The 22,503-nt window shown below is 69.3% G+C and carries 19 protein-coding genes; 9 read left to right on the top strand and 10 right to left on the bottom strand.

What is annotated here, in order from left to right; all coding sequences use genetic code 11:
* Nucleotides 1-77: 77 nt before the first annotated feature.
* On the top strand, nucleotides 78-2,495 hold the full coding sequence (locus AB0M14_RS35465) for a cation-translocating P-type ATPase (RefSeq protein WP_365003728.1): 2,418 nt from the start codon (nucleotides 78-80) through the stop codon (nucleotides 2,493-2,495).
* A gap of 84 nt (nucleotides 2,496-2,579) precedes the next feature.
* Nucleotides 2,580-3,398, top strand: a complete 819-nt coding sequence (locus AB0M14_RS35470; protein ID WP_365003731.1) for a PhzF family phenazine biosynthesis protein — start codon at nucleotides 2,580-2,582, stop codon at nucleotides 3,396-3,398.
* A 104-nt stretch (nucleotides 3,399-3,502) separates the two neighbouring features.
* On the opposite strand, the gene AB0M14_RS35475 is transcribed toward AB0M14_RS35470, so the two are convergent.
* Nucleotides 3,503-4,162: a response regulator transcription factor gene (locus tag AB0M14_RS35475; protein ID WP_365003734.1), complete on the bottom strand. Its 660-nt coding sequence runs from the start codon at nucleotides 4,160-4,162 to the stop codon at nucleotides 3,503-3,505.
* Entirely contained in the window at nucleotides 4,159-5,439 is a 1,281-nt protein-coding gene (locus tag AB0M14_RS35480) for a histidine kinase (RefSeq protein WP_365003737.1), read from the bottom strand. The genes AB0M14_RS35475 and AB0M14_RS35480 overlap by 4 nt, the downstream gene beginning before the upstream one ends.
* A gap of 139 nt (nucleotides 5,440-5,578) precedes the next feature.
* Here AB0M14_RS35480 and AB0M14_RS35485 point away from each other — a divergent pair, with 139 nt between their 5' ends.
* Nucleotides 5,579-7,633: an MMPL family transporter gene (locus AB0M14_RS35485; RefSeq protein ID WP_365003740.1), complete on the top strand. Its 2,055-nt coding sequence runs from the start codon at nucleotides 5,579-5,581 to the stop codon at nucleotides 7,631-7,633.
* A gap of 78 nt (nucleotides 7,634-7,711) precedes the next feature.
* Here AB0M14_RS35485 and AB0M14_RS35490 read toward each other — a convergent pair whose 3' ends face one another.
* Genes AB0M14_RS35490 through lspA form a run of 3 tightly spaced genes read right to left on the bottom strand, consistent with a single transcriptional unit; the run spans nucleotide 7,712 to nucleotide 9,898 of the window.
* Nucleotides 7,712-8,419, bottom strand: coding sequence for a hypothetical protein (locus AB0M14_RS35490; protein WP_365003743.1), 708 nt, complete (start codon nucleotides 8,417-8,419; stop codon nucleotides 7,712-7,714).
* Nucleotides 8,412-9,338, bottom strand: a complete 927-nt coding sequence (locus tag AB0M14_RS35495) for an RluA family pseudouridine synthase (RefSeq protein WP_365003746.1) — start codon at nucleotides 9,336-9,338, stop codon at nucleotides 8,412-8,414. Before AB0M14_RS35495 ends, AB0M14_RS35490 begins: the two co-directional genes overlap by 8 nt.
* Nucleotides 9,335-9,898 carry a signal peptidase II gene (lspA, locus tag AB0M14_RS35500; protein WP_365003749.1) on the bottom strand — a complete coding sequence of 188 codons (564 nt, stop codon included), beginning with the start codon at nucleotides 9,896-9,898 and terminating at the stop codon, nucleotides 9,335-9,337. Before lspA ends, AB0M14_RS35495 begins: the two co-directional genes overlap by 4 nt.
* 126 nt (nucleotides 9,899-10,024) lie before the next feature.
* Between lspA and AB0M14_RS35505 the strand changes: the two genes are divergently transcribed.
* The 3 genes from AB0M14_RS35505 (at nucleotide 10,025) to AB0M14_RS35515 (ending at nucleotide 12,298) form a co-directional block, all read left to right on the top strand.
* Nucleotides 10,025-10,978: a hypothetical protein gene (locus AB0M14_RS35505; protein ID WP_365003899.1), complete on the top strand. Its 954-nt coding sequence runs from the start codon at nucleotides 10,025-10,027 to the stop codon at nucleotides 10,976-10,978.
* A gap of 20 nt (nucleotides 10,979-10,998) precedes the next feature.
* Nucleotides 10,999-11,724, top strand: a complete 726-nt coding sequence (locus tag AB0M14_RS35510; protein WP_365003752.1) for a hypothetical protein — start codon at nucleotides 10,999-11,001, stop codon at nucleotides 11,722-11,724.
* Nucleotides 11,725-11,830: 106 nt separating this feature from the next.
* Entirely contained in the window at nucleotides 11,831-12,298 is a 468-nt protein-coding gene (locus AB0M14_RS35515; protein WP_365003755.1) for a VOC family protein, read from the top strand.
* Here AB0M14_RS35515 and AB0M14_RS35520 read toward each other — a convergent pair.
* From AB0M14_RS35520 to AB0M14_RS35535, 4 genes are all read right to left on the bottom strand, one after another.
* A complete protein-coding gene (locus AB0M14_RS35520; RefSeq protein ID WP_365003758.1) occupies nucleotides 12,295-12,726 on the bottom strand; it encodes a Rieske (2Fe-2S) protein in 432 nt (143 codons plus the stop codon). The genes AB0M14_RS35515 and AB0M14_RS35520 overlap by 4 nt on opposite strands.
* A gap of 14 nt (nucleotides 12,727-12,740) precedes the next feature.
* Entirely contained in the window at nucleotides 12,741-13,316 is a 576-nt protein-coding gene (locus AB0M14_RS35525; protein ID WP_365003902.1) for a DUF6529 family protein, read from the bottom strand.
* Nucleotides 13,306-13,950 carry a hypothetical protein gene (locus AB0M14_RS35530; protein WP_365003761.1) on the bottom strand — a complete coding sequence of 215 codons (645 nt, stop codon included), beginning with the start codon at nucleotides 13,948-13,950 and terminating at the stop codon, nucleotides 13,306-13,308. Before AB0M14_RS35530 ends, AB0M14_RS35525 begins: the two co-directional genes overlap by 11 nt.
* A gap of 249 nt (nucleotides 13,951-14,199) precedes the next feature.
* A complete protein-coding gene (locus tag AB0M14_RS35535) occupies nucleotides 14,200-15,675 on the bottom strand; it encodes an MDR family MFS transporter (RefSeq protein ID WP_365003764.1) in 1,476 nt (491 codons plus the stop codon).
* Between the two features lie 370 nt (nucleotides 15,676-16,045).
* Between AB0M14_RS35535 and AB0M14_RS35540 the strand changes: the two genes are divergently transcribed.
* Nucleotides 16,046-17,521: an MFS transporter gene (locus AB0M14_RS35540; protein ID WP_365003766.1), complete on the top strand. Its 1,476-nt coding sequence runs from the start codon at nucleotides 16,046-16,048 to the stop codon at nucleotides 17,519-17,521.
* A 33-nt stretch (nucleotides 17,522-17,554) separates the two neighbouring features.
* On the opposite strand, the gene AB0M14_RS35545 is transcribed toward AB0M14_RS35540, so the two are convergent.
* A complete protein-coding gene (locus AB0M14_RS35545) occupies nucleotides 17,555-20,815 on the bottom strand; it encodes a BTAD domain-containing putative transcriptional regulator (protein WP_365003769.1) in 3,261 nt (1,086 codons plus the stop codon).
* A gap of 131 nt (nucleotides 20,816-20,946) precedes the next feature.
* Here AB0M14_RS35545 and AB0M14_RS35550 point away from each other — a divergent pair, with 131 nt between their 5' ends.
* Entirely contained in the window at nucleotides 20,947-21,864 is a 918-nt protein-coding gene (locus AB0M14_RS35550; RefSeq protein WP_365003772.1) for an alpha/beta hydrolase, read from the top strand.
* On the top strand, nucleotides 21,861-22,448 hold the full coding sequence (locus AB0M14_RS35555; RefSeq protein ID WP_365003775.1) for an NAD(P)H-dependent oxidoreductase: 588 nt from the start codon (nucleotides 21,861-21,863) through the stop codon (nucleotides 22,446-22,448). The genes AB0M14_RS35550 and AB0M14_RS35555 overlap by 4 nt, the downstream gene beginning before the upstream one ends.
* Nucleotides 22,449-22,503 lie beyond the last annotated feature (55 nt).

The raw sequence follows: 22,503 nt of genomic DNA on the forward strand, positions 1-22,503 counted from the left end.
CGGTCATCCCATAATCCGTCGACTGCTCCGCGCGGCACGGAGCAGCTCGAAGTCCGACACGCCTTAGGCTGGCTGGCATGTCGATCACCGTGCAGGCCTCCGACGCCACCGGACTCACCGCGGCGGAGGTAGAGGAACGTCGTCGTGACGGGCGCACCAACGATGTGCCGGATCGGGCCAGTCGCTCGGTGCGCGAGATCGTGCGCGCGAACGTCTTCACCCGCATCAACGCGATTCTCGGCGTGCTGTTCCTGCTGGTGCTGGCCACCGGTTCGCTGATCGACGGCATGTTCGGCCTGCTCATCGTGGCCAACAGCGCGGTCGGCATCATTCAGGAGGTGCGGGCCAAGCGCACCCTGGATCAGTTGGCGATCGTCAGCCAGGCCAAGCCGACGGTGCGCCGCGACGGCGTCGCCACCGAGATCCCGCCGCGCGAGGTGGTGCTCGACGACCTGATCGAGCTCGGCCCCGGTGATCAGATCGTGGTCGACGGCGAGGTCGAGGAGTCCGCGGCGCTGGAGATCGACGAGTCGCTGCTCACCGGTGAAGCCGATCCGGTGGACAAGCCGCTGGGCACGTCGGTGATGTCGGGCAGCTATGTCGTCTCCGGCAGCGGCGCCTACCGCGCCACCAAGGTCGGCAAAGACGCGTACGCGGCCAAACTCGCCGAGGAGGCCAGCAAGTTCACGCTGGTGCACTCCGAGCTGCGCAGCGGTATCGACAAGATCCTGAAGTTCATCACCTACCTGCTGATCCCGGCCGGACTGCTGATCATCTACAACCAGCTGTTCTCCAGCGGCGAGTCCTGGCGGCCCGCGGTCACCGGCATGGTGGCGGCGCTGGTGCCGATGGTGCCCGAGGGCCTGGTGCTGATGACCTCGATCGCCTTCGCGGTCGGCGTGGTGCGGCTGGGCCGGCGGCAGTGCCTGGTGCAGGAATTGCCCGCGATCGAGGGCCTGGCCCGCGTCGATGTGGTGTGCGCGGACAAGACCGGCACGCTCACCGAGAACGGCATGCGCCTGTCCGACATCAAGGTGCTCGGCGACGGGCAGATCGACGAGGCCGAGGTGCGAAATGCCCTGGCCGCCATCGCCGCCGGCGATCCGCGCCCGAACGCCAGCGTGCAGGCGATCGCCGAGGCGCTGCCCGAGGGGCCGGGCTGGACCCAGACCGCCGTCGCCCCGTTCTCTTCGGCGAAGAAGTGGAGCGGTCAGTCCTACGGTGAACACGGCGACTGGCTGCTCGGCGCGCCCGACGTCCTGCTGGACTCGCACTCCGAGGATGCCCGGCTCGCCGAGGAACTCGGCTCCTCCGGTCTGCGCATCCTGCTGCTGGGCCGCAGCGACCGCCCGGTCGACGCCCCGGACGCGCCGGGCACCGTGCGGCCGGCCGCGCTGGTGGTGCTGGAGCAGAAGGTCCGGCCGGATGCCCGCGAGACCCTCGAATACTTTGCCTCGCAGAACGTTACGGTGAAGGTGATCTCCGGCGACAACGCCGTCTCGGTGGGCGCGGTCGCGGCCTCGCTGGACCTGCCCGGCGGCGACAACGCCGTCGACGCCCGCGAATTGCCGGACGAGCAGCAGCCGTTGGCCGACGCACTGGAGCAGCACACCACCTTCGGCCGGGTCCGGCCGGACCAGAAGCGTGCCATGGTGGGCGCCTTGCAGTCGCGCGGCCACACGGTCGCGATGACCGGCGACGGCGTGAACGACGTGCTGGCGCTCAAGGACGCCGATATCGGCGTGGCGATGGGCGCGGGCAGCCCGGCGACCCGCGCGGTGGCGCAGATCGTGTTGCTGGACAACAAGTTCGCCACCCTGCCCTACGTGGTCGGGGAAGGCCGGCGGGTGATCGGCAATATCGAGCGGGTCTCGAATCTGTTCCTCACCAAGACCGTCTACTCGGTACTGCTGGCGTTCCTGGTCGGTGTGGCCGGAGTCGGTTCGCAGATCTTCGGCTACGAACCGCTCGGGTATCCGTTCCTGCCCCGGCATGTCACGATCGCGGCCTGGTTCACCATCGGTATCCCCGCGTTCATCCTGTCGCTGGCGCCGAACAACGAACGCGCCCGCACCGGGTTCGTGTCCCGGGTGATGCGGCTGGCGATCCCGTCCGGCGTGGTGATCGGCGTCAGTACCTTCATCGCCTACCTGATCGCCTACGAGGGTCCCGACGCCTCCGAAACCGAACGCGTGCAGGCGAGTACGACGGCGCTCATCACCCTGATCATGATCGCGGTGTGGGTGCTGGCGCTGGTGGCGCGGCCCTATGTGTGGTGGAAGATCGTGCTGATCGGCGCCTCGATCGCCGCGTACATTTTCCTGTTCACGATGCCGTTCACCCGTGAATTCTTCAAACTCGATCCGTCCAACGTGCGGCTCACCACTGCGGCGCTGGTGCTGGGTGCGGTCGGTATCGTGCTGGTCGAGGCGGCCTGGTGGATCACCGCGAAACTGCGCGGCGGGCAAACCCATCCGATCCCGTCGACCGCCTGACGGCCTACTGGACATTCGACCCGGCGCGCCAACGAGAAGCCTTGTGCGCAAGGGTGATTGGGTGTTGGAGTACCTTCAGCGACTATGGAGGTATTGCTGCACCAGATCGACGCGTTCACGGACGCACCGTTCTCGGGCAACCCGGCCGCGGTCATGCCGCTGCCGGGTTGGTTGCCTGACCAGTTGCTGCTCGACTTGGCGCGGGAGAACAACCTCGCCGAAACCGCCTTCTACACTTCGCAATTACCCCCGGAAGCCGGTCCGCCGCCAGGCGCCGGACCGACCTTCCATCTGCGCTGGTTCACCCCTACCGTCGAGGTCGAGCTGTGCGGCCACGCCACCCTGGCCAGCGCCGCCCAGATCCTGGAGGACGTCTACCCCGGCGTCGATCAGGTCAACTTCTACACGCGCAGCGGCTGGCTGCGCGTGGACCGCACCGACGACGACGAATACGTGCTGGACCTGCCGGCCCTCGCCTCCACCGAGGTCGAGCCGGACCCCGCCCTGGTGGCCGCGCTCGGCGTCCGCCCGGTCCGCGCCTACACCGGTTTCGACGAAATCCTCGTGCTCGGCTCCGAACAGGAAGTCCGCGACGCCACCCCCGACTTCGCCGCCTTCCCGCCGCTGCGCTTCGACGCCGTGATCACCGCCCTCGGCGACACTTCCGACATCGTCTCCCGCGTCTTCGGCCCGGAACTCGGCATCGCCGAGGACCCGGTGACCGGATCGGCTCACGCTCAACTGATTCCGCTGTGGTGCCGCGAACTGGGGCGCAACCGCATCACCGCCCGCCAGCTCTCCCGCCGCGGCGGCAGCCTGCGCGGCGAACTCGACGGTGACCGCGTGTTCCTGTACGGGCGCTGCCGCCGCTACCTCGACGGCGTGGTGACTCTGCCGGACTGAACACCGAATACGCTCTCGCACAGGCCGCAACCTGTGCGAGGGCATGCTGCCGGGAGAACGGGGGTACTGCTAGGGCGGGCCGTAAGCGGGCAGGCAGCGGGCTGTCAGAGCCGGTCGGGGGTGACCAGCCCGGCTTCGTAGGCGGCAATCACCAACTGGACTCGGTCGCGCGCGAGCACCTTCGCCAAGATGCGGCTGACGTGTGTCTTCACGGTAAGCGGGCTCACGACAAGGGATTCCGCGATCTCGGCATTGGTATGTCCCTTCGCGATCAGCACCAGCACGTCGAGCTCGCGATCGGTGAGCGCGCCGAGACTCGGCCGCGGCGTGGGATCGGGAACCGAGCGCACCCGAGCGATCACCGTCGCGGTCGCACTCGGGGAAAGCAACGCTTCCCCGGCGGCCACCGTGCGGATAGCGTCCAGCAGCGCCGCCGGTTTGGTGTCCTTGATGAGAAACCCACTGGCACCGGCACGCAACGCGGCCAGCACATTGTCATCGGTGTCATACGTGGTCAGCACCAGTACCCGGACTCCGGCCAGATCCTCATCCGCAGCAATAAGCGTCGTAGCCGCGATGCCATCGAGATCCGGCATCCGAATATCCATCACGACAACATCGGCCCGCTCACTACGCGCCAATTCGACTGCCTGCCGACCGTTCCCGGCCTCGCCCACCACCGTCATATCCGGCGCGGACGCGACCAGCATGGCGAAAGCCCCGCGCACCAGAGCCTGGTCATCCGCCAGCACCACCCGAATCATGCGATACCTCCAGCGATTTCCCCACGGGCCGGCGTGGCTGTCGCGAAAGCGTCGCGCGGTGGCCGGTCCTGCGGCACTGCGAGATTCGGGGTGGTCCCGATTTGATTGTGGCCGTTGGCGGGGAGGTCGGCGGTGACGATGAAGCCGGTCGCGGAACCCTGTGCCTTGACGTGACCGCCGATCGCCTCGGCTCGCTCGGCCATGCCGCGGATACCGAACCCCGGAGTGCCGGAGCCGAATCCGCGGCCGTTGTCGGCGACGGTGAGGAGCAGGCGGTCGGGGCGGTAGTCGAGTAGCAGGGTCACCTGGGTGGCCTGGGCGTGTTTGGCGACATTGGTGAGGGCCTCCTGAATGATGCGGTAGCCGACCATTTCGACGGCGGGGGTGAGGGTTCGGGTGTCGCCGGTGGTCTCGAATCGCACTGTCAGACCGGCGGATTCGGCGCGGTCGAGGAGGGTGCGCACCTGGGCCAGGCTCGGCAGCGCCGCGCGTGATTCGCCCGGTGGTGCGCGCAGGACCCCGACGGTGGCGGCGAGTTCGGCGCGGGCCTCGGCGCAGGCGTCGGAGATGGTGTCCAGGGCGCCGAGCACCGTCGCCGGTTCCGCCTGGCGTTCGGTGAGCAGGTGGGCGGCTACGCCGGCCTGCACCTGTATGACGGTGATCGTGTGGGCGAGCAGGTCGTGCAGGTCGCGGGCGATGCGGAGGCGTTCCTCGGCGACCTGGCGGCGCGCTTCCTCGTCGCGGGAGCGTTCCGCGCGGTCGGCGCGATCCAGCACCTCGGCGATGTAGGCGCGATGCAGGCGCACGGCTTCACCCGCCACGCAGGCGAGCACGATCCAGCCGACCGCACCGAAGGCTTGCAGCGCGATGTTCTCGCCCTTCTCGCCGGACATCATGATGCCGGCGAGGCCGAAGGTCAGCACCGCGACGATCATGACCGCGGTCTGGCGACGACTGCCGAATCGGGCGGCGGTGTACAGCGCGACGATGGTCGCCGGGATGATCGCTTCGTGCGGGAACTCGCTGGCGTGGTAGGGAATCGCCATCGCCAGGTGCACCGCCAGCACCGGGATCGGTGCGAAGGTGCGGGCGGCAAGCGGCACCGTCGCCAGCACCAGCAGCGCGGTGCCGAAACCGTCGATCGGGCGCACGTTGGGGATCAGCGTCGCGGCGATCAGTTCGCTGACCACCAGCAGGACCGCGAGGATGCCGTCGCCCCACCACCGGGCCGGCCGTTTCTTTCCCACCACCGCCGGTGGCCGCTGCTCGGTATCCATTCCAGCCATTGTCCGCCGGGACGGCATTCGCCGCGTACTCCGCGCGGAGTATCCGTAACAGCCCTCCCTGGGCTGACGTTTTCCCCTCGCATTCCCGCGAGGCTGCTCCTATGTCCGTAGCAAGGAGACAGTGATGGGGATGAAGTCCAGAGCGTGGCTGCTCATCGGTTTGTGGATCGCGGTGCTGGCCGCGCTGACGCCGTTCGCCGGCAGCCTCGATGATGTCAAGTCCGACAAGGAAACCGACTATCTGCCCGCCGCCGCGCAGTCCACCCTGGCGGCCGAGCTGGAGGCGACGCTGCCCGGCGGGACCTCGAATGTCTTTCTGGTCGTGTATCAGCGGGACACCGGCGTCACCGACGCCGACCGCGCCACGGCCACCGCCCAGTACGCGGCGCTGCGGGCGAAATTCGGCGCGGAGGGCGGGCCGTCGCAGCCGCTCACCGCCGCCGACGGCCAGGCCCTGATGTACCCGGTGATCGTGGACCAGTCACACGGCGAATCCGCCGAGTACATCGAGGAATTCCGGGCGATGGTGGCCGAGCACCCGCAGGGGCTCACCGTCCAGGTCACCGGCCCGGGCGCGCTGGGCGCGGATTTCGAGGGTGCGTTCGAAGGCATCGATGAACGTCTCCTGCTGGTCACCGCGCTGGTGGTGACGGCGATCCTGTTGCTCACCTACCGCAGTCCGCTGCTGTGGCTGGTGCCGCTGATCTCGGTGGCCGGCGCGAACATCGCGTCGATGGCGGCGGTGTACGGGCTGGGCAAGACTTTCGACGTCACGGTCAACGACCAGAGCGCCGCCGTGCTGACGATTCTGGTGTTCGGCGTCGGCACCGACTACGCGCTGCTCATCGTCGCCCGGTATCGCGAAGAGCTGCACCATCGTTCGGATGTGGCAGGCGCCATGCTGTCCGCACTGCGCACCTCGGTGCCCGCGATCGCCGCGTCGGCGGCGACGGTCAGCCTGGGTCTGCTGTGCCTGCTGGCCGCCGATATGAACAGCGCGGCGGGCATGGGCCCGGTCGGCGCGGCCGGAATCGTGTGCACCCTGGTGGTGATGGTGACGCTGTTCCCAGCCCTGCTGGTGGTGTGCGGACGGTGGATCTTCTGGCCGCGCATCCCGCATGTGCAGTCCGCTGTCCAGGCGAAGACCACGCTGTGGGACCGGATCGGCACGAATATCGCCCGCCGCCCGGTGGTTTCGGCGCTCGCCTCGGTCGCCGTGCTCGGGCTGCTGAGCCTCGGCCTGCTCGGCAACACCGACGCCCTCTCGCGAGCGGACCAGTTCGTGCAGACCCCGGAATCGGTGGCAGGCACGAAGACTCTCGCCGCCCACTTCCCGGACCGGGCCGGCACACCGCTACTGATCATGACCCCCAACGGTTCTCGTGACGCGGTGCTGCGCGCCACCGAAGCCGACCCCGGCATCGGCGCGGCCGAAGCCGGGCGCACGGGACCGGAGTTCTCCGAAATCACCGCGATCCCACGGGATCCGGCGGATTCCACGGCCGAATACGCGACCATCGACCGACTCCGTTCCGCACTGCCGGACCTGGCGCCGGGCACCGTGGTCGGCGGCCCCAGCGCCTCGAACCTCGACATCGCGAACTCCTCCGAGCGGGACCGCTGGGTCGTCATCCCCTTGGTGCTGCTGGTGGTGACGATCGTGCTCGGCCTGCTGCTCCGCTCCATCGCCGCACCGATCGGCCTGGTGCTCACCGTGGTGCTGTCCTTCGGCTCCGCTCTGGGTGCGAGCGTTTTCCTCTTCGAGCACCTGTTCGGCTTCGAGGGCCTGGACTCCGGCCTGATCCTGCTGGCGTTCCTGTTCCTGGTCGCCCTCGGCGTCGACTACAACATCTTCCTGGTCAGCCGCGCCCGGGAAGAAGCCCGGCAGCACGGCACCCGAGCCGGCATCCTGCGGAGCCTGTCGGTCACCGGCGGCGTCATCACCTCCGCCGGCATAGTCCTGGCCGCCACCTTCGCGGTCCTGGTCACACTGCCGCTGGTCGCCTTGGCCCAGGTAGGTTTCGCGGTCGCCTTCGGCGTCCTCCTCGACACCCTGCTGGTCCGCTCCGTCCTCGTCCCCGCTCTCACCCTGATCGCGGGCGGCCGAGTCTGGTGGCCCTCCCGCCTGCCCGAACCCGCTCATCCTCGACCGGCCACCCGGGAACCGGAACTGCTTCCCCTGTAACCACTCCCAGCCAAGAGCACCCGGAACTCCCGGCGGCATCGTGCGAGCAGCGACCGCCACCAGTTCCGGGTGATCTTGCTATTGCTCGGGGACGGGCCCGTCGTCAGGGGTGGGTGTGATGGTGGTGGTGTGCTCGGGGAGGAGCGGGGTGACGGCGAAGCGGCCGTCGACGGCGTCGGCGGGGAGCGCTTCGACGGCGCGAATGCCGGTGCCGGCGGCGAGGTTTCGGAGCTGGGCGAGGTTGCCGCGGACGACAAGACCGACGGTGCAGGCGCAACCGGCACGAAGGCGGGCGATGGAGACCGAGGTGGCCCGGAGGGTGCGGTCGCTCAAGACGCCCAGCGCCTCGTCCCGCTCGAGCTGTGCTTGGAGCTGCCAGGCGGCGTTGTCCGCCGAAGCGATGGCGACGGCGTCGCCCGCCGGAACCCCGACGGTGACGATCGGCGTCTGGACCCGGGGGAGCGGAACCCGGTGCAGCACTTGCCCGATCCGCAGGGCGGCACTGTGCGCGGGTATGGCCGTCGGTGCGAGTTCGGTGGTGAACGACACCAGCGCCCAGTGCTCGGCGGTGTCCCCGCCGGTGAGCGAATTCTGGGCCCGCGCAAGATAATCCGCGACGGTCTCGCCCTGTTCGGGACCGAGCCGATCGGTCCCCACCCCGAGTGGGCGCGGCGGATTCAACGTGCCGAGCGTGAACATCAACGCCGACACGCCGACGGCGACCGCCCCATACAGCGCCCCCCGCTTCAGCGCGGAAGAGCCTGCCGCACCGGGGCTTTCAGGCATTGCGCAGAACACCCAGCGCGTTCTTCAGATCGTCCGGGTACTCGGATTCGATCTCCAGCCACCGCCCATCGGCCGGATGGTTGAAACCCAGCGTCTTCGCGTGCAGCCACTGCCGTTCCAGCCCGAGCCGTTCGGCCAGCCGCGGATCCGCGCCGTAGGTCAGATCGCCGCAGCAAGGATGCCGGATCGCGGAGAAGTGCACCCGAATCTGGTGCGTCCGGCCGGTTTCCAGATGGATATCGAGCAGGCTGGCCGCCTGGAACGCCTCGATCGTGTCGTAATGGGTGACGCTCGGCCGTCCGTCCGAGGTGACCGCGAACTTCCAGTCGTTGCCCCGCGCCCGCCCGATCGGCGCGTCGATGGTGCCGCTGGAGGGATCCGGATGCCCCTGCACCAGAGCGTGATACCGCTTCTCGACGGTGCGCTGCTTGAACGCGCGCTTGAGCACCGTGTAAGCATGCTCGGACTGCGCGACCACCATCACGCCGGAGGTGCCGACGTCGAGCCGGTGCACGATCCCCTGGCGCTCATGGGCGCCCGAGGTGGAAATCCGGTACCCCGCCGCGGCCAGCCCGCCCACCACCGTCGGTCCGGTCCAGCCGACACCGGTGTGCGCGGCCACGCCGACCGGCTTGTCCACCGCGACGATGTCGTCGTCGGCGTAGAGGATCTTCATGCCCTCCACCGGCGCGACCTCGACCGTCAACTCCCGCTTGGGCTCCGGGAACTCGACCTCCAGCCAGGCGCCCCCGACCAGGCGATCCGACTTACCCGCGGCCACACCGTCGAGCTGCACCGAGCCATCCGAGGCGAGCGCCGCCACCGCGGTGCGGGACAACCCCAGCAACCGCGATAGTCCCGCGTCCACCCGCATCCCGTCGAGCCCGTCCGGCACGGGCATAGACCTGGTCTCCCTCATGCCGCCTTCTCCTCCTCGATGGTGCCTTTCTCGTGTCCGTGCCGCGTCCCATCCGGTTCGAAACCGAACACTGTCAAGGCCACCAGCAGAATCGCGCCGCAGACGATGGCGGAGTCGGCCACGTTGAACACCGGCCACCAGCCGATCGCGACGAAATCGACCACATGGCCCTGCAACGGTCCCGGCGCGCGGAACAGCCGGTCGATCAGATTGCCGAGCGCGCCGCCGAGCACCATGCCCAGCCCGATCGCCCACCACAGCGACTGCAGCGTGCGCCCGATCCGGATGACCCCGATCACCACACCGGCCGCGACCAGGGTCAGCAGCCAGGTCATGCCGGTGGCCATGGAGAACGCCGCGCCCGGGTTGCGCACCAGCGAGAATCGGGCCCAATCGCCGATCAGGTAGACCGGATCACCCGGGGTGAGCTGGGCGACCGCGATGGTTTTGGTGAGCAGATCCAGCGCCAGCAGCACCACTGCGATGAGCAGCAGCGTGCGCAAGCGCCGCGGGGCGGGGTCGGGTTCGGGCACGGCGGGGGCCGCCTCATCGCTACTCACGACGATCATCATCTCTCAGTCCCGCAAACCGGCTGCACCGCGCCTCCGCGCGGGCGTGTTCGGCTCCGGAATTGCGTTGCTCAAAGCCGCCACTCAGGAAGCGGTCGTACGCTGTCGGTTGTGACGGTGTTGTCTTCCCCCCACGCCCCCCGGATCGCGCGTTCCGGCGTGCGTTCCGGCGTGCTGCTGGTCGTGCTCGCGCTCGGGCTTTCGGCGTTCACCGTCGGTTGCGCCGACGACTCCGACACCGCGGCGGTGTCCGACGGCACCGAACCGCTCGGCATCGGTAAGGAAGTCACCGTGCCGATCTCGGAATCGGCGGCCCGCCTGGTCTCCGCCGGCGCGGAGCCGCGCGCCGTGCTGCGCCCCAGCTACGCGGCGGGGACCACCCAGCAGGTGACGCTGCGCACCGAGCACCGCATCCAGCAGCAGATCAATGATCAACCGGTGCGCGACTTCTCGACCGCGCCGCTGACCATCCCGATGACGGCGCAGACCAATGCCGACGGGTGTGACCTCACGCTCGGCGCGGTCACCAGCACCGATCCGGCGCTGGCCAAGGCGCTCACCGCCGCGGGCGGTTCACACGCCGGTTTCGAGTTCAACGACGACGGCGCGATCACCGCGCTGCGCCTGCAACCGTCACCCGACACCTCCAACGCCGCGCGCGCCGCGCTGGAACAGGCCTTCTACCAAGCGGTCTACCGCTCGGTCATGTTCCCCGACGAGGCGGTCGGGGAAGGCGCGGTGTGGACGGTGCACCAGGAGGTCGACGGTGGCGTCACCCTCGATCAGGTGACCACCGCGACGCTCACCCACCGCGACGGCAACCGGCTGGTCGTCGATCTGAATGTCACGCAGATCCCCAAGACGAAGGTGTGGTCGCTGCCCAACAACGCGGGCACCCTCGATATCGAGGACTATGTGATGCAGGGCCAGGGCACCATCACCGTGGATCTCGGCTTGCCGCTGCCGGTGTCGGGGACCATCACGGTCGGCGGCCATCAGGCCTACCGTGACCCGAACAGCCAGAGCAATCTGCAGCAGACGATCACCACGCAGGTCTCGTGGACCGAGTGATCCGGGGCCGTAGCGATTGCTTGCGGGTCGCTCGAAAGGGTCTGCTCGGCCTGGTCTTGGCCGGTCTGGGCACGGCGCTGGCCGCCTGCTCTACCGAGGGCCCTGACGACGACAAGTCCGCGCTGCCCGCGTTCGGCCCGGTCACCGCCGCGGCGCCCGCCGGCGGTGCGCCGATCACCGATTCGGAGGTGTTGCTGGCCCGCTTGCTCGACCCCGCCGACCTGCCCGCCGGATTCACGCCCTCGGGGATGTCCCGCTCCGCCGACCTCCCGCTCGGCGACCCGCCGCCGACCCGCCCGGCGGGCTGCGAGAAGGTCATGACCCCGATCGGCGAGCAGCGCCCGGAAGCGCCCGCCTGGAACTTCATCGGCTACAACGGCCCCAATTTCTCCAGCATCGACATCGACGCCGCCAGCTATCCGGCCGACCAGCTCGGCCCGGCCTTCGCCGCGGTCCAGCAGACGCTGCGCGGCTGCACCAGCTACAGCGGGACCGACGCGGACAAGACCACCATCGATTTCCGGCTCGGCAGTCTCGAACAACCGGCCGCGGGCGACGCCGCCACCTCGTTCCAACTGCGCACCACCAGCGCCGGCGTCACCCTGCTGACGCTGGTCTCGCTCGTCCAGGTCGGCAACACGCTCACCCAGGTGGCGGTGACCGCGCCGGACGCGGTCGATCCCGGCGTGCTCACCGCGGTGACCGCGGCCCAGGTGCGCCGCCTGCGCGGCGTCGCCGGTCCCTAGTCGGGAACCGCCAAAATCTAGATCATCCGGTCGAACAGGCCATTTCCCCAGGACCCGGGAATAGGCTCGGAACCGTTACCACGATTGACACGACCGGAGGTCTCTCATGTCTGATGTCAAGCCCATCCCCGACGGATATCCGCAGGTCTCCCCGGGTTTGGCGGTCGACGGCGCCGCCGCCGCGATCGACTTCTACAAGCACGTGTTCGGCGCATCCGAGCGGATGCGCATGCCCCGCCCCGACGGCAAGATCGCGCACTGCGAGCTGGTGCTGGGCAATTCGCTGATCATGCTCGGTGACCCGGCGCCGGAGATGGAATTCCTCGACCCGAAGACCGTCGGCGGCACGCCCGTCAACCTCTACGTCTACGTCGAGGATGCCGACGCCGCGTTCGCCGCCGCCCTGCAATCCGGATCCCGGGAACTCACCCCCATGACGACCCAGTTCTACGGCGACCGCAGCGGCGCCTTCGAGGACCCGTGGGGCCACCGCTGGACCGTGGCCACCCACGTCGAAGACGTACCGCCGGAGGAGATGGACAAGCGGATGGCCGCGATGTTCGACGACGCCTAGCCTTCTACGATCGAATCACCCTCCACCCGAACGCTTTTCGACTTCAGCGGGCGGGTGGCCGGGCCGGTCGCGACCGAACCGTCCAGGTTGAACTTGCTGCCGTGGCACGGGCAGTTGATGGTGCCGCCGGCGATCTCGTTGACCTTGCAGCCGGCGTGCGTGCAGGTGACGTCCAGCCCGACGAACTGGCCCGCGGTCGGTTGCGTCACCACGGTGCTGCCGAGAATCTTGCCGCCGCCGACCGGGATATCGGCGGTCTTGGCGATACCGCCGGTGCCGGTGGCGCCGGCGGTACCGGGCTGCGCCGGTTCGGTCGTCGCGGGTTCGGCGTCGTCCTTGCCGTAGGTGGAGCAGGCGGCCAGCGTGGCGGCGGCCAGGGCGCCCGCGCCCGCCACGACCGTGCGGCGGTTCACATCAGGAATGGTCATAGCTCGAGCTTTCGTTAGAAGGTCAGGCCGTTGTTGAGAAAGAACCAGAGCGCTGAGGTCAGCCAAACGAAGGTTAGTCCGCTGAACACCACACCGCCCGCGATCGGGATGACCCATCCGGGCAGGCCCTTACGGGTGAGCAGCAGCATCTTCGCGACGAACGCGCCGTAGAAGAAGCACCCGAACAGCGAATGCAGCAGCACCCGGGTCGTCGAGTCCTGATAGCCCAGCGCGTAGAGGCAGTGCACCGCGACCGGGACGGTGGCCAGCACCGCCAGCCGCCCGGACCAGACGTGCGCGGGCCCGGTCCACGACGCCCGCGCGAGCGGCCGGATCTTGCCGTACAGCGCCGCCGCCGAGAACAGCTGGAACAGCGCCAGCCCGAACGCCAGCGTGGCCAGCCAGGTCTTGACCGACGTCGGGCTGGAGAACCCGGCCACGTTCACCGAGAAGAACCGCGGATCATGGGCTTTCGCGTACACCCCGAGGACCACCGCGACCGCCGCGCCCGCGAGGAGCGGGATCACGATGGCCGCCGGGCGGGCCGGTTGCACCTGCCGGACGGTGGGCGCGTTGGGATCAGCCGACACTGTCACCACCACTTACCTTGGTCGCTGTGATCTTTCTGCCGTTCACGATTGCCGTCGCGTCGGAGTTCAAAGGCGCGGCCGGGGAGGTAGCGCCGTTCGCGGCGCGCTGCACGCCCGTGACGCCGCCGTTGTCGTCCACGATCCAGCTCTGCCGGACCCCGCCCTCGGTGTAGACGTAGAGCCCGGCCGGCGGCGTGACCGGCGAAGCGGTGAATTCCCACTGCTTTCCGCCGATCGAGAGGTTCCCGTTGACGGCTTTGCCGTCGTGTGTGCCGGTCAGGGTGGCGTCGTTCTTGCCGGTCAGCTTGAGCGCACCGTTGATGGCGGTGCCCTGCAGCCACGACTCGATGGTCTTCCCGTCGCAGGCGTAGGCGATGGCCTTGTCACCCTCGACCGTGATCTCCAGCGTCATGGTCCCGCCCGCGTCCAGCGCGATGGTGGCGACATAGTCGGCGTTCGCGGGAAACGGCGTCGCCTTCGGCGCGGTGGCCGGGGCGGCGGACGCACTGGCCGGGCCCGAATTCGGTTGCGCGGTAGTGGGTTCGGTGTCCTTGGACATATTGACGACCAGCAGGGCCAGACCGAGCACGGCCACCGCCGCCAAGGTCAGCCATGGTCCGAGACGTTTCCGCATGGGCGCTCCACTGTCGTTGCCGGACAGCTGCATTCGGCCCGCTCGCCCGCGGCGTGCTGCCAGCGCGCTGAATCCACCTGTTTCGCATTGTGTACGTGGCAGTGCGCGCCGGTGGTTCAAACCGGCATTCGGGACCGGGCGGCTCCGGCGTGTTGCCGTGCGGGCCGGGCGCGCCGCACAGGTGCTCGAAAACGGGAAAGCCCCGCACCGGAGTCGGTGCGGGGCTTCCCGTTCGGATCAGCGCCAGGTCTAGTCCTTGACCAGCTGCGGGGCGGGCGCTTCGTCCTCGACCTCGACCGGCGCGCCGTGCCCGTGATCGGCGGCGCGGGCCGGAAGCACCAGCGCCATGATGATCACGATCACCGACAGTGCGGCCGAGATGCCGAACGCCAGGCGCATACCGTCGAGTTCCGCGGCGATCGGTTCGGCGCCGCCCTCGACCAGCGACTTGGCGCGGGCCGTCATGACGGTGATGACCAGCGCGGTGCCGAACGCCGCGGACACCTGCTGCAACGTGCCCAGCATCGAGCTGCCGTGCGAGTACAGGTGCGGCGGCAGCGCGCCCAGACTCAGGGTGAACACCGGGGTGAACGCCGCGGCCAGCGAGATCATCAGCAGGATGTGCAGGCCCAGCAGCTGCCAGTACGGCATGTCCATGGAGATCTGGGTGAAACCGGCCAGCGACACGGTGATGCCGATCGAGCCGGGGATCACCAGGACCCGGCCGCCGAAGCGGTCGAAGATCTTGCCGACGGTCGGGCCGAGCAGACCCATGGCCAGGCCGCCGGGCATGACCAGGAAGCCGGTCTCCAGCGCCGAGAGGTGCCGCACGCCCTGCAGATACAGCGGCAGCAGCATCATCGAGCCGAGCATCGCCAGGAAGGCGATCGACATCAGGACCAGGCCCTTGGTGAAGGTGCCGGCCAGCAGCACCCGCAGATCCAGCAGCGGAGTACCGGTGCGCTGCAGCTTGAGCTGCCGGACCGCGAACACCGCGACCAGCGCGATACCGGCGACGACCAGCAGCGCCGGGCTGGCGACATTGTCCGGCGAGAACTTGCTCAGGCCGTAGACCAGCGCGCCGAAGCCGAGCGCCGCGAAAGCCACGCTGGACCAATCGATCTCACCGGCCTGCGGCTCGCCGACATCTTCGAGCTTGCGGTAGCCCAGGTAGGTGACCGCGCCCGCGATCGGCAGCACCAGCACGAACAGCCAGCGCCATTCGGCGAAGCGGAGCACCAGGCCGGAGACGACCGGGCCCATCGCCGGGGCCACCGAGATGGCCAGGGTGACGTTGCCCATCACCTTGCCGCGGGCTTCCTCGGGCACCACCGTCATCAGCGTGGTCATCAGCAGCGGCATCATCACCGCGGTGCCGCCGGCCTGGATGACCCGGCCGAGCAGCAGCACCGCGAAGGTCGGCGCGACCGCGGACAGCGCGGTGCCGGCCAGGAAGACGCCCATCGCGATGGCGTAGGCCTTGCGGGTGCTGACGCGCTGCAGGAACCAGCCGGTGACGGGGATGACCGCGGCCATGGTGAGCATGAAGACGGTGGACACCCACTGCGCCGCCTGCGGGTCGATCTTCAAGTCCGTCATCAGACTCGGGATCGCGTTGATCATGATGGTCTCGTTGAGGATCACCACGAAGGTCGCGAGCACCAACAGCCGGATGACTGTCGGCGTTTTCCCCCCGGTCGTCGGGGCGGATATGTCGGCGCGCATGCGGCTACCTCCGGGGTGTACGTGAGCGGAAAACGAGGGGGTGGGCCGATGTCGAGTCACAACCACGTTCCGGACGCCACACGAGATCAGACGGGAACAGATCGGACAACTCATCGGTCGCGCACAAGTATTCCGATGGGCACCGACAGGTTCACCCGAATTTTCCGGGCTCAGCCCGGTCATAGCTCGTCGGCGAGCCTGCTCACCTGTGCTTTTCACCAACCTGTCGGCCGGATGGTGAGCCCCGTCACGCCCCCCTGACAGCCGGTGCGGTCTACCGGCCCGGCAATCGGGCAGCTAACATACCGAACGGTACTGTTCCAGGCTTTCGCATTCCGCGCATCATCCGGCTCCGACCCGTGAGGTGGCCATGGCGAGCATTGTCGAGGAAACAACAGCCGCGCAGCGCGCGCACAACAAGCGGTGGTGGGTGCTGGCGGTGCTGGCTATCGCGCAGCTCATGGTGGTGCTCGACGCGACGGTGGTGAACATCGCCCTGCCGGACGCGCAAAAGGATCTCGGCTTCTCCGACTCCAGCCGGCAGTGGGTGATCACCGGCTACACCCTCGCCTTCGGCAGTCTGCTGTTGCTCGGCGGCCGCCTCAGCGACCTGGTCGGGCGCCGGCTGATGTTCATCACCGGACTGGTCGGCTTCGCCGTCGCCTCCGCGGTCGGCGGCGCGGCCTCGAACTTCCACATGCTCGTCGGGGCGCGCGTCGCCCAGGGCGTCTTCGGCGCCATGCTGGCCCCCGCCGCGCTGGCGCTGCTCACCGTGACCTTCACCGAACCCAAGGAGAAGGCCAAGGCGTTCGGCATCTTCAGCGCGGTCGCCGGCGCGGGCGCCGCGATCGGCCTGTTGCTCGGCGGCGCGCTGACCGAATGGGCCTCCTGGCGCTGGGCGCTGTTCGTGAACCTGGCCTTCGCCGGTGTGGCTCTGGTCGGCGCGGTGTTGCTGCTGGCCCGGCACGTCGCCCACGGCAAGGCCGCGCTGGATCTCCCCGGCACCGTCACCGCGACCGCCGGCCTGTTCGCCATCGTCTACGGCTTCTCGCACGCGGCCGACCACGGCTGGCGCAGCGCGACCACCGTGTGGTGCCTGATCGCCGGCCTGGTCCTGCTGGTGCTGTTCGTGATCATCGAGACCCGCGTCGCGCAGCCGCTGCTGCCGATGCGCATCGTGCTGGACCGCCACCGCGGCGGCGCCTACCTGTCGGTCTTCGTCGCCGGCATCGGCATGTTCGCGGTGTTCCTGTTCCTCACCTACTACATGCAGCTGATCCTGGAGTACACGCCGATCGTCACGGGCGTCGCCTACATGCCGATGGTCGTGGGCATGATCCTGTCCTCCACCACCGGCCCGACCCTGCTGCTTCCCCGTTTCGGGCCGAAGCTGGTCTCGGTGGTCGGCTTCGTCGTCGGCGCGCTGGCGATGGTCCTGCTGACCCAGATCGACCTGCACAGCAACTACGCCACCCACGTGCTGCCCGGTCTGCTCCTGATGGGCCTGGGCCTCGGCGCTGCGATGTCGGCGGCCTTCGCCTGCGCCACCTCCAACGTGCACCACACCGACGCGGGCGTCGCGTCCGCCATGGTGAACACCTCGCAGCAGGTCGGCGGTTCCATCGGCACGGCGCTGCTGTCCACGTTCGCCGCGACCGCGGCCACCGACTACATGGTCGGCAAGACGCCGGGTCCGGTGAATCTCGCCGAAGCTCAAGTGCACAGCTACATCACGAGCTTTTGGTGGGCCGCCGGGTTCCTCCTGGCCGGCGCCATCCTGATGGCGATCATCATGCCCAATTCGGTTCCCGTCCCGGCCGAAGGTGAGCCGGTTCTCGCGGGCTGACCGCACCCGGCGTAGCCGTTCGCCCGGCTGTGTTCACACCCGGTCAGAAGCGCGGCACGTGGTCGCCAGCGCACGGGCATCGGCTACGTCCAGGCCGGTGCCCGTGTCGTATGCGGCGGTGAATTCCGGATCGCCGAGCGCCGTGCGCAGCGCCGCGGTGGGGCGCTCGATGTCGGGTAGTTCGGCGGGCAGCAGCGGCATCCGGGTGGCGGCGCGCACCGCCGCCGCGGCGCCGAGTAGCTGTGCGGCCGTGGTGAATTCACCCAGCGCGGTGGCGGCTGACGCCAGCCCGGCCAGTGCGAAGGCGGTGTCGCGGGGAGCGGCGATGCGCTGTGCGCCGTCGAGGGCGGTCAGGTGCAGATCCAGCGCGGCGCGGAAGTCGCCCCGCTGTTCGTGCAGATAGCCGAGTTCGACCTGCAGCATCGGCAGGAACAGTGGGGTGTCCGGGCCGTCCGCCAGTGCGATCAGTTCGCGCAGCAGCTTTTCGGCGTCCTCGGGCCGGTCGTCGCGGCGTGCGGTGAAAGCAAGGACGATGGACGCGAAGATCCGGCTCGGCGCGGATCCTTGTTCGGTGGCCAGCCGCAGACCTTGTTCGGCGAGCACGGTGGCGCGGTCGAAGGCACTGTGCTGCATGCTGATCCAGCCCAGCCAGCACAGGTGCGTGCACGCCTGGCTCCACCAGCCCAGCTCTTGCGCCAAACCCAGGGCCTCGCGGTGGATGTCGGCGGCGGCGGTCAGGTCGCCGGTGAGTTCGGCGAGCCCGCCCAGCCATTCGGCGGCTTGCAGGCGGCCCCAGCGGTCGCCGAGTTCGGCGAAAAGCCGTGCGGCGGTGCGGGCGTGCTGTTCCAGGGCTTCGACCTCGGCCCGGCTGTGCGCGGCTTTGGCCAGCGCGACGTGGGCCGCCGCCAGGCCCCAGTGGTCACCGATCTGCTCGCAGACCGGTAGCGCCCGGCCGACCAGTTCCTCCAGATCGCGCAGGTCGCCGGTGTCCATCGTGAACAGGGCGAGGAACAGCTGTGCTCGAGCTCGTCCCGCCGGGTCGCCGAGGGTGTCGTACCCGGCCAGCACCGCGGCCCGCTGCGCGGCGGCGTCGGCGGATTCGCCCTGCCGGCACGCGAATCCGAGATTCCACGCCAGGACCGGTGCGCGCAGCCGCTCCGGACCGCCCAGCGCGAGGGCCGCGCCGAACGCGCGCCGCGCCTCCCCGAACCGGCCGCGCAGTTGCCAGTACCAAGCCAGCGCGTTCGTCAACCGCAGCGCATTGTCCGCGTCGCCTTCGCGTAGGAAACCGTCGAGCGCGGCCCGCAGATTCGCGGCTTCGGCGTCGAGTCGTTCCAGCCACCGTCGCTGATCGGCGCCGTACAATTCCGGCGCGGCCTGTTCGGCCAGATCGAGGTAGTACCGCCGGTGCGCCAGCTGGACGATTTCGGACTCACCAGCCTCCCGCAACCGATCCGCACTGAACGCCGCCACCGATTCCAGCAGCCGGTATCGCCGCCCGCTCAACTGCACCAGCGACCGGTCCACCAACCGGGCTATCACATCCGCGACCTCCGCCGGCGGCACATCCGCGACTTCCGCGGTCGGCGCGCTGGTGGCTTCTGTTGCGCCGAGAATGCTGGTACCGCAGATGGTTTCGGCGGCCTCGAGGGTGCAGCCACCGGACTGCACGGCCAGGCGGCGGAGCACGGCGCGCTCTGGGTCGTCGAGCAGGCCCCAGCTCCAGTCGATCATCGCGGTCAGGGTCTGCTGGCGGGGCGGTGCGCCGCGATGGCCGGTGGCCAGCAGCCGGAAGCGGTCGTCCAGGCGGGCCACCATCTCGTGTACGCCGAGGGCGCGGACGCGGGTGGCCGCGAGTTCCAAGGCCAGCGGGATGCCGTCCAGGCGGCGGCACAGCGTTGCGATGGGTTCTGCGGTGTCGGCGTCCAGGACGAAGTCGCGTGCGCCTGCGCGGGCGCGCGCTACGAACAACTGTGCGGCACTGGAGTTTTCGAGCTCCTCGAGGGTTGCGTCGCGGTGCGGAACGGCGAGCGGTTCCACTGGGACGATGTCCTCGCCGGGCAGGCGCAGCTGTTCTTGACTGGTGGCCAGGATGTGCAGCCGCGGCGCCGCGCCGAGCAATGCCTCGGCCAGATCGGCCGCGGCGTCGATGACGTGCTCGCAATTGTCGAGCACCAGCAGCATTTCCTGGTCGGCCAAGGTCTGGCAGAGCAGATCCAGCGGGTCGGTGGGCGCGCCCTCCTCATTGCGCAGACCCAGTGCATGAGCGACCGTTTCGGCCAGCTGTGCCGCCCCGCCGGCCGGTGGCAGCGGCGCGAGTTCGATCATCCAGGCGCCGTGCGGAAATCGATCGGCCAGTTCGGCGGCCGCGGCGGTGGCCAGCCGGGTCTTACCCACTCCGCCGGGCCCGGTGAGGGTGACCAGCCGGGTATCAGCCACGGCGCGGCGCAGCTCGCCGAGTTCGTTCGCACGACCGATCAGTGTGGTCCGCTGGGCTGGAATGTTGGTAACGCGCCGCCGGATCGCGGCGACGTCGTCCCGCTGCGGTGCGACCAGTTCCAGCTCCTGCGCGAGGATGGCGCGCTGCAGGGCAACGAGTTCCGGACTCGGATCCAAGCCGAGTTCGTCGTCGAGCTGCCCGCGTAGATCCTCGTAGCTGTCCAGGGCTTCGGCCTGGCGACCCGAGCCGTACAGCGCGCGCAGCTGCGCGGCCCGGAGTCGCTCGCGCAGCGGATGTTCGCGGACGGCACTCGCGAGATCGCCTGCCACCTCCCGGTATTCGCCCAGGACGAGCCGCGCCTCGGCCAGCTCCTCGATCGCGACGAGCCGCTGTTCCTCGAGCTGCGCGATAGCGGGCTGTGCGAAGGCGGCGTCCCGGAAATCGGCGAACGCGGGCCCGCGCCACAGGCCGAGCGCGTCGGTGAGCGCGCGGACCCGGCCGCCCGCGTCGGGGGCTTCGCGGGCGGCGGCCAGCAGACCGCGGAACCGCAGCGCGTCCACCTGGTCGGTGCCCAGGCGGTAGCCCGGCGGCGGCGACACCACCAGCTCCCGGCCGCCCGGTTCGGCGTCCTCCAGCGCTCGGCGCAGCTGGGAGGCCTTCGCGGCAAGAGTGCCCGCCGGGTTCCCGGGCAGATCTTCGGCCCAGATGTCGTCCACCAGCCGGTCGCCCGATACCGGCTGGCCGGCGTGCACCAGCAGATCCGCCAGCAGGGCGCGCACTTTCGCGCCGGGAATCGGCACCACGGCTCCGCCGTCGGTCCACACCGTCAACGGGCCGAGCACACCGAAACGCATGGTCGCAGCCTAATGAACGCCCCGGTGCGGGGGTGTTTCCGGTGCGGCGGAATCAGACCGTAAACAAACCGGAAGGTGCCCCGGCCAATGTTGGAGACAACAAGGAACCAACCACCGAAAGAAGCAGAACCATGAAGCTCCAGACCACCATCGCCACCGCCGTCCTCGCCGCCGGATTCGCCGCGACCGCCCTGACCGGATGCGGAGCGCAGGACAACGCTCCCGCCCCGGCCCCCGCGTCGCCCGGCGCCTACGCTGACGTCAACGGCCTGCACATGTACTACGAGGTGCACGGCACACCCACCGCGCAGCCGCCGCTGGTGCTGCTGCACGGCGCGCTGTCGGGCATCGGCACCGACTTCGGCCAGCTGATTCCGGAACTGTCCAAGACCCGCCAGGTCATCGCGGTCGAACAGCAGGCGCACGGCCGCACCGCCGACATCGACCGCCCGCTGCGCACCGCGCAGATGGCCGAGGACACGGTCGCGCTGCTGCGCAAGATCGGCGTCCAGCAGGTCGATCTCTTCGGTTACAGCATGGGCGCCGGTGTGGCGCTGGAGATCACACTGAAGCACCCGGAACTCGTGCGCAAGCAGGTGCTGGCCGCGGGCGGGCTGAACGCGGGCGCCATGCACCCGGGCCTGCTGGAAGGCCTGGCGCAGCTGAAGCCGGAGAACCTGCACGGTTCGCCCTTCCACAACGACTACCTGAAGAACGCGCCCCGGCCGGAGGACTTCCCGCGGCTGGTGCAGCGGGTCGTGGAATACGACCAGAACGACCTGCCCAATGTCGCGCCCGAGGCGGTCCGTCAGGCCAAGGAGCCGACGCTGACGGTGATCGGTGACTCCGACATCATCCGGCCCGAGCACGCCGTCGAGATGTTCCGCCTGTTCGGCGGCGGCATCATGGGCGACACCCCCGCCGGTCTGCCCAATTCGCAGCTGGCGATCCTGCCCGGCACCACGCACGTCACCCTGGTGCACCGCCCGGAACTGCTGCTGCCGATGATCCCGGCCTTCCTCGAGGCTCCGGTCAAGGATGCGCAGTGAGCACCTCGAACCGACTGCGGGTGGCGCTGATCATCGGCTCCACCCGCTCCGGGCGTTTCGGCCCGACCGTCGCCGACTGGTTCACCGCGCGAGCGGGCCGGCGGCGCGACATCGCCTTGGACCGAATCGATCTCGCCACCATCGGGTTGCCGGATCAGCTCACCGACCACGACGAACCGGTGCCGGCCGCGGTGCGCGAGCTGGGCGAAAGGCTCGCTGCCGCGGACGCGTTCGTCGTGGTCACCCCGGAATACAACCGCAGCTTCCCGGCCGCGGTGAAGAACGCCATCGACTGGTTCGGCACCGAATGGGCCGCCAAACCGGTGACCGTCATCAGCTACGGTCGCGACTCCGACGGCAGCCACGCCACCGCCCAACTCCGCCAGGTCTTCGCCGAACTCGACGCCGTCCCGATCCGCCGCACCGTCGGAATCACCAGGGCCTGGCAGCGTTTCGCCCCTGACGGCAGCTGGCCCGGCCGCGACCCCGAACTCGAGGACGCCGCCCGCGGCATGCTCGACCAGCTCACCTGGTGGGCCACCGCGCTCCGCGAGGCCCGCGGCAACACACCGTTCGTACTATGAATCCCGAAGACAGGCGCGGACCCGGCCCCCTCATACGGCCGGGTCCGCGCCTGTC

It is taken from the genome of Nocardia sp. NPDC051832, assembly GCF_040681285.1.
GTDB lineage: Bacteria > Actinomycetota > Actinomycetes > Mycobacteriales > Mycobacteriaceae > Nocardia.